Source organism: Neisseria sp. P0001.S005 (genome assembly GCF_051963715.1).
In genome coordinates this window covers 1-231 of sequence record NZ_JBQCTZ010001106.1, presented here as the reverse complement: position 1 = coordinate 231, position 231 = coordinate 1, and the positions used below count along the sequence as shown (strand labels likewise).

Here is a 231-nt window from a genome sequence, read left to right as displayed (position 1 = left end):
CCCTTAAAAAATTCAATAATGACGCCGACGTTATCATCGGCAACTTCAGCCAAACCTTTCACAGCAAAAAGAAAACCCAAAACACACACGGTACATTCAAAATCCTGCGCCCGGGATTGTTCAAATGGGAATACACCAAAACCAACAAACAAACCATCGTAGGCGACGGAAAAAACATATGGCTCTATGACGAAGATTTGGCGCAAGTAACCAAATCCTCACAATACCAAA

1 protein-coding gene is annotated in these 231 nt (G+C 42.0%); it reads left to right on the top strand.

Going from position 1 to position 231, the window contains the following annotated elements:
• Positions 1 to 231: outer-membrane lipoprotein carrier protein LolA (locus ACTHSP_RS24220; RefSeq protein ID WP_440347247.1), on the top strand; the 231-nt coding region annotated here is incomplete at both ends.